5 protein-coding genes and 1 tRNA gene are annotated in these 6,237 nt (G+C 58.2%); 2 read left to right on the top strand and 4 right to left on the bottom strand.

The features are described 5' to 3' along the window. Window positions 1-98: 98 nt before the first annotated feature. Entirely contained in the window at window positions 99-1,289 is a 1,191-nt protein-coding gene (gene yidC / locus NW829_RS05940; RefSeq protein ID WP_414416649.1) for a membrane protein insertase YidC, read from the bottom strand. A gap of 224 nt (window positions 1,290-1,513) precedes the next feature. On the opposite strand from yidC, the gene NW829_RS05935 reads away from it, so the two are divergent. Next, window positions 1,514-1,585, top strand: a tRNA-Asn gene (locus NW829_RS05935). Window positions 1,586-1,868: 283 nt separating this feature from the next. Further along, window positions 1,869-2,387 (top strand): inorganic diphosphatase, encoded by a 519-nt coding sequence (locus tag NW829_RS05930; RefSeq protein WP_414350567.1) that lies wholly within the window; start codon window positions 1,869-1,871, stop codon window positions 2,385-2,387. A gap of 6 nt (window positions 2,388-2,393) precedes the next feature. Here the strand turns inward: NW829_RS05930 and NW829_RS05925 are convergent, their stop codons facing one another. The 3 genes from NW829_RS05925 to rimP form a co-directional block, all read right to left on the bottom strand. Further along, the gene (locus tag NW829_RS05925) at window positions 2,394-4,010 is read right to left on the bottom strand and encodes a B12-binding domain-containing radical SAM protein (protein ID WP_414416648.1); all 1,617 of its coding nucleotides are present in this window, start codon (window positions 4,008-4,010) and stop codon (window positions 2,394-2,396) included. A gap of 293 nt (window positions 4,011-4,303) precedes the next feature. Beyond that, a complete protein-coding gene (gene nusA, locus NW829_RS05920; RefSeq protein WP_011433821.1) occupies window positions 4,304-5,677 on the bottom strand; it encodes a transcription termination factor NusA in 1,374 nt (457 codons plus the stop codon). A 135-nt stretch (window positions 5,678-5,812) separates the two neighbouring features. Beyond that, window positions 5,813-6,237 (bottom strand): ribosome maturation factor RimP (gene rimP, locus NW829_RS05915; RefSeq protein WP_414416647.1); only part of this gene is annotated, 425 nt, incomplete at its 5' end.

Genomic DNA, 6,237 nt, shown 5'->3' with positions numbered 1-6,237 from the left:
ATCGCTGCATAGTTGAACAGTGATGTTCAGCAGTGTTCAGCGTAAATGTATCAGGTATCAACACTCCACCACAAGTCCACCCCAACAGCGAGGATCCCCTAGGGCTCAAAGGGCAAGGATTCCCGTCCCTCCTTGGCTGCTCTGGGCTTGGTCGATTTTTCCACTTCCTTGGCCTCCACCGTTATCGTCTGGGCAGCCCGACGGCGCTCCTCTTCCACCAACTGCTGCAAGTTCTCCGGCAACGGCTCCCGCGAGAGCAGGAAAGTCTGCACCGTTTGGAAGATATTAGAGACAAGGATGTAGAGCAAAACCCCTGCCGGCAGAGGGAAGAACAGGAACATCGCCGAGAACAGCACAGGGGTGATCCGAGCCATGGAACTTTGGCTGGGATCCTCTTTGCCGGTATCCTGTCCGGCATTGGTTAGGTACTGGTTCAGGTAAATGGACACCCCAAAGATGACGATCATGGCGATGATATCCCAGTGGATGGTGCCATCTTCGTCGAAGGCCCCCACACGGCCCAACTTGTCGATGAACAGAAAGCCGGTGTCAGAGGCCAAACCGGGAATGGACACCTGCACGGTCACATCCCCCGGCTGCAGAGCCAGCAAGGTGCCATCCGGCTTGATCTGGGCACGATCTTCCCCTTTGGTGATCTTCCAGGTGGGCTGTAACAGATTGGGATCCCCACCCGCTTCGGCCACCAATTGCTCAAAAGGCTTGCCCCCCGGCCCTTGAAGCAGAAATTGCACCTCTTCCCCGACGGCAATCTTGGTGCCTTTGGGTTCCACCAGCACCACCGGCTTGTGAAGAGAGTCGGTGACAAAAATGTTCTTGCTGGGGCTGACGTAGGGGGCGGGCACCACCTCAGCCGCCATTTCCGCCGGCAGGATCTGCAAGTTGACATCGTAGGTCACCGCTGCAAAGGGGGATCCCCGCAGGGTGGCAAACAGGGCAAACAGCACTGGCATTTGAATGAGCAGTGGCAGGCAGCCCCCCAAGGGATTGGCCCCCAGCTCGCTGTAAAGCTTGGCCTGGGCTTCCCGAAGCTTCTGCGGGTCGTCTCGGTATTTCTCCTGGAGTTCTCGCATCCGCCGCTGCATCACCGGGCTGATCACCTTCATGCGCCGCATGTTGCGGATGGATCCCACATTGAGCGGGTAGAGGGCAAAGCGGATCACCAACGTCAGGAAGATAATGGCCAGTCCATAGCTGGGCACGATCCCATAGAAAAAATCCAGGATCGGCAGCATGACGTTGTTGGAGAGAAATCCGACTCCGAAGTCCATGAGGGGCGCTGGCAAATGTCCGTAACCATTGTAATGGCTTCCGTTCGGTTGACGAGGGCGTTTTCAGGGTTTGTCCCCTGGATCCGTCAGATAGACCTGAGAAAGGCGAGCAATTGAGCAAAATCAAGCCCGCTCCACTGAACAGGGATCCCAAGGCCAAACCAGAACCCCTCATCGGCAGTTGCCTAGCAGTCCTTTTTTCCCCTATGATGAGAAACGCTTGATCCTCGGTAGCTCAGCGGTAGAGCGGTCGGCTGTTAACCGATTGGTCGCAAGTTCGAATCTTGCCCGGGGAGTATGTCTGAGCCAATCAAGGAAGCCGGATCCGGAACCCTATCCTTCCAGGCGGCTCTGGGCCTGCTGAGGGAAAGGGGGAGAGAAAACCCAGTCTCCCATCTCGTCGAGGAAGATGCGACGCTAAGCCAGACGTGGAGAAAATAATGTGAAGCAATGTGAAGGCGGCTAAGGGTTTCGTCCCGCCTGTTCCCGGCAAGTGTCAAGAGTCTCTGTCCTTTGGGGCAAGGAGTATGTCAGAATACCCTCTGGCTGTCTATTCCCAATCCGAGGGTGCTTGCTGTGATCGACCTGTCGCGGATCCCTGCCCAACCCAAGCCCGGCCTGCTCAACATCTTGATTGAGATTCCCGGCGGCAGCAAAAACAAGTATGAGTTCGACAAAGACATGGGAGCGATGGCGCTGGATCGGGTGCTCTACTCCTCGGTGCAGTACCCTTATGACTACGGCTTTGTGCCCAACACGCTGGCCGGGGATGGGGATCCCTTGGATGGCTTGGTGATCATGGATCAGCCCACTTTCCCAGGGTGTGTGGTCACGGTGCGCCCCTTGGGCATGTTGCAGATGATCGATGGCGGGGATCCGGATGAGAAGCTGCTGTGTGTGCCTGCCAAGGATCCCCGCTATGCTTCGGTGACCAAGCTGGAAGACATCGCCCAGCACCGCCTGGATGAGATCGCGGAGTTTTTCGCCACCTACAAGCGCCTGGAAAAGAAAGAAACCCAGATCTTGGGCTGGAAAGGCTTGGCCGAAACCGAGGCGATTATTGCCAGCAGCATCGCAGCTTGCAAACAACCCAAATAGGTATTTTCAAGAGATACGAACAGAAAGAGCTTCCTGGCGATGTTGCAACAGTCGCTCCAGGGTGAGGGGCCCTTCGATGTGTTGCCAAGGCAAGGGATCCCCTGGATCCCAGTGGCTGTGCACGTAGTAATCCAGAGGCGGCAGTTGCCCTTTAAGCTCTTTGAAAGCGCGCCGGTAGCTCCCCAAGGATTCCCCAAAGTCCCGCGCCAACTGCAAGACTTTTCCCACCCGCCGATCCCCTCGCGAGATGAGGGCTTGGATCACGGACCAGCTATAGCTTTCCGGGCGCAACTCCACCCCCAAGGGACGCAGGTGTTTCTGGAAAAACTGCAGTTTTTTCTCGGCTTGGGGATCCACTCCGTACCACTGAAAAGGGGTGTGGGCTTTGGGCACAAAGGTGCTGCACCCCAGCGTCAGGCGCAGGCCGGGAGCCGCTTTTTTGAGCTCTTGGAAAAGGGCTACTGTGGCCTCCAGATCTGCCTGGGTTTCCGCCGGGATCCCCACCATGCCGTAGAACTTAATGCCCTTCAGACCTCCAGCCTGGGCGTGGGCTGCTGCTGCCAAGATTTCCGGGTTGCTTAACTTCTTGTTGATGATCTGGCGCAGTTGTTCTGAGCCGCTTTCGATGGCCACCGTAATGGACTGGCTGCCCCGGCGGGAGAGTACCTGCGCCAGACGTGGGGTTACGGTAGCGGTGCGCACCGAGGCCAAACTGAGACGCACCTGCTCGAAGCGATCCTGGGCCAAGTGCTCCAGCAACTGCTCAAATTGGGGGTGCTGGGTTACAGAAGCCCCCAGCAACCCAATCCGCTGAGTGACCTGCAGCCCCCGCTCCACCGCCGGGATCAAATGCCCCTCCACATCCGCCACCCGGAAAGGCAGGGTGAGATAGCTGGCCAGGCAAAACCGACACATCTCCGGGCAGCTGCGCACCACCTCCACCATGTAGATGCTCTCCCAGGCCGCTTTGGGGGTGACTACTGTGGAAACCGAGAGGGTGTTGCCGCGGAAGGTGTGTTTGCGAATGGAGCTAGGGATCCCGGCCACTTTGGGGAGCACCTTCTCCACCGGGCCGTCGGGCTCCCGGTATTGGGGTTCATACAAGCCGGGCACATAGATCCCTGGCACCTGCGCTAGCGCCTGCAATTTCTCAGCCCGGGATCCCTGGCGCACCTGCCGATAGATCTCAATCATCTTCTCCAGAAGACCTTCCCCATCCCCCAGCAAGATCAGGTCAAAAAACTCGGCAAAGGGCTCAGGGTTGGCTGTCAGTACCGGGCCGCCGCCAAAGACCAAGGGGTGGGCTTCCTCCCGCTCCTCAGATCTGGGAGGGATCCCGTGCCGTTCCAGCAGAGCCAGGATATGGACATAATCCAGCTCCCAGGATAGGGAAAAGCCGAACAGCTCCGGCTCCCGGGGCAGGGGCTCAGCCAAGTCTGTAAAGAGGCGGGAGACGGCCACATCTCGGCGGCTGGCCAGCAGACTCCAGATGACTTGATAGCCCAGGCTGGTGATCCCCACTGCGTAGGTGTTGGGGAAGGCGTAGATTACCCGCACTGCGTCGGGGTCAGGCGTGGCCGGGGCAAAGAGCAACTGCTCCAGGGCAAACTCTGAACTAGCCAAGGGATCCCGCTGTGTTGGATTGAGGTTTGGGTTCTGGCTCGGAAGAGTTTTGATTTGCCTGCCGAACTTTTTTGGCTCCTGCATGCTAACAAAAGCTAGCATCTTTCACCAATGCAGATTGCCGGAACAGGGCAGTTCTGCCCAAGCAGGCAGGAAAACCCCACATGCGCCATTGCGGTCTCGGTGCAACCGCGATCCCCTGCAGCAAAACTCATTCCAAAGCCCAGACTTCCGGCAGAAGCCGCCCTCTACGAGCAAAGTGCACGGGCAAAGTGAGGGTAGAGCGTATATCATTACCCCTTCGGCTGGGCAATGTCAAACTCGGCGTCGTAGTCGAAGTCCTCCTCTTCGTCAGCCCAGTCTTCTTCCAGCCTATCGTCCCCCGCCAGCTCCTCTTCCTCCAGGCGGCGCTTTTCTTCGTATTCCTCATCCTCTAGGCCCAAAGCAGCCCGCTCTGCCCGCCGCTGGAAGCGCTCTAGTGCCGCTGGAGTGATGAAGGGATAGGGCAACCCTTGCGCTTGGGCCTCCTCCAGCGCTGCGCGGTAGCTCTCCACTTCCTTGATGTCGATTTTCCAACCGGTGAGGCGGGCTGCCAGGCGCACATTTTGCCCCTCTTTGCCAATGGCCAAACTGAGCTGGTCGCTGTTGACCAACACATGAGCTTGCTGGATTTCCGGATCCACTAGCCGCACCTCCACCACCTTGGCCGGGCTGAGGGCGTTGGCAATGTAGGTGGCAGGATCCGGCGACCAGCGGATGACATCGATTTTCTCGTTGCGCAGCTCTGCTACCACCGCCTGAATCCGGGATCCCCTCGCGCCAATACAGGCCCCCACTGGATCCACGTCCCGCTCCACCGTATCGACCGCAATCTTGGTACGTGGCCCCACATTTCGGGAAGGGGGGTTGGCCTCCCGCGCCACTGCCACAATCCGCACGATATCCTCTTCAATTTCTGGCACCTCGTTGGCAAACAGGTTCACCACCAAGCCAGCATCGGCCCGGGAAACCAAAAGCTGTGGCCCCCGCCGGGATCCCTCATAGACTTTCTTGAGATAGACCTTCATCACCGCGTTGGGAGTGTAGCGATCGCTGGCCAGCTGTTCCTTCTTGGGCAGTTCTGCTTCCACCTCAGGTTGTCCGAAACCGCTGGATACCGACATGATCACCGTCTGCCGCTCGGTGCGCAGCACCCGTGCCTGCAGTACGGTTTTTTCCAGATCGCGGAACTCTTCCTGAATCAGACGGCGCTGCTGATCCCGTAACTTTTGCGCCAGCACCTGCTTGGTTTGGATGGCCGCCATGCGGCCAAATTCCGCCTGTTGTGGGGTGACATCATCTGTGACTTCCCAGCCTACTTCGGCTTCTGGGTAATCCTGCTGCACATCGTACAGAGAGATCTCATGGTCGGGGTTTTGCACCTGCTCAACGATGGCTTTGGTGGCCAAAACGCGAAAGCCTCCTGCCTCCACATCCAACTCCACATCGAAATTGCGGAAGTGGTCTTCTGCAAAGACCACATCTCGCTGGATGGTTTTGCGGTAGCGTTCGTAGCCCTTGAGCAGCGCCTCTCGCAGGGCATCGGTGACCACATGGCGGGGCAAGTTGCGCTCCCGCGAGATCATCTCCACCATTTCCGCCAAACCCGGCAGAGGCACCATCGCCATAACCACTGTCCTCCTGCACAAACTTCGTGAAACTTGCTGTTGCTATTGCTCCCCAGCGGGAACTGAACCCGCATCTCTGATGCGAAGGGAGGGCCGCACCACCTGCGGTCAAACGCTCTCTCTATCTCCGGTCTCCTAGTCAGTTTCCGATGAGAGGGCAACCCGCTGCACCGAAGCGCGGGGCAACTGAACTCGCCGCCCCTTGAGGGATAAGGCAACCCTCTCCTCATCCCGACCCAGCAGGTGTCCTGACCAAACGGCTTTGCCCTTGTAGGGTGGATCCAAGGTCACCTCCACCGCGAATCCCTTGAAAACCACAAAGTCGCGATCGCTGGTGAGAAGGTTGCTGATGCCAGGGCTGGACACCTCCAACACATACTGGCCTGGGATCAGATCCACCCGATCCAGCTCGACTTCCAAGGCTTGGCTCATGGCTTCGCAATCGGCATGGCTGGTTTCTCGGTCGGGATCCAGTGGACGAATATCCACCCGCAGAACTGGCGGATGCTGGTTGGTGTGGAAAACCATCTGCACCAACTGGTATCCCAGTTGAGCGGCCA

Origin of the sequence: Synechococcus sp. R55.8 (genome assembly GCF_047461895.1) — a bacterium.
Taxonomy (GTDB): domain Bacteria; phylum Cyanobacteriota; class Cyanobacteriia; order Thermostichales; family Thermostichaceae; genus Thermostichus.
The sequence above is the reverse complement of the archived record's forward strand: the minus strand, read 5'-3'. Positions and strand labels throughout refer to the sequence as shown.

Excerpts from the sequence above, each read along its gene's own strand:
- yidC (WP_414416649.1), bottom strand. The coding sequence starts at position 1,289 with ATGGACTTCGGAGTCGGATTTCTCTCCAACAACGTCATGCTGCCGATC.
- nusA (WP_011433821.1), bottom strand. The coding sequence starts at position 5,677 with ATGGCGATGGTGCCTCTGCCGGGTTTGGCGGAAATGGTGGAGATGATC.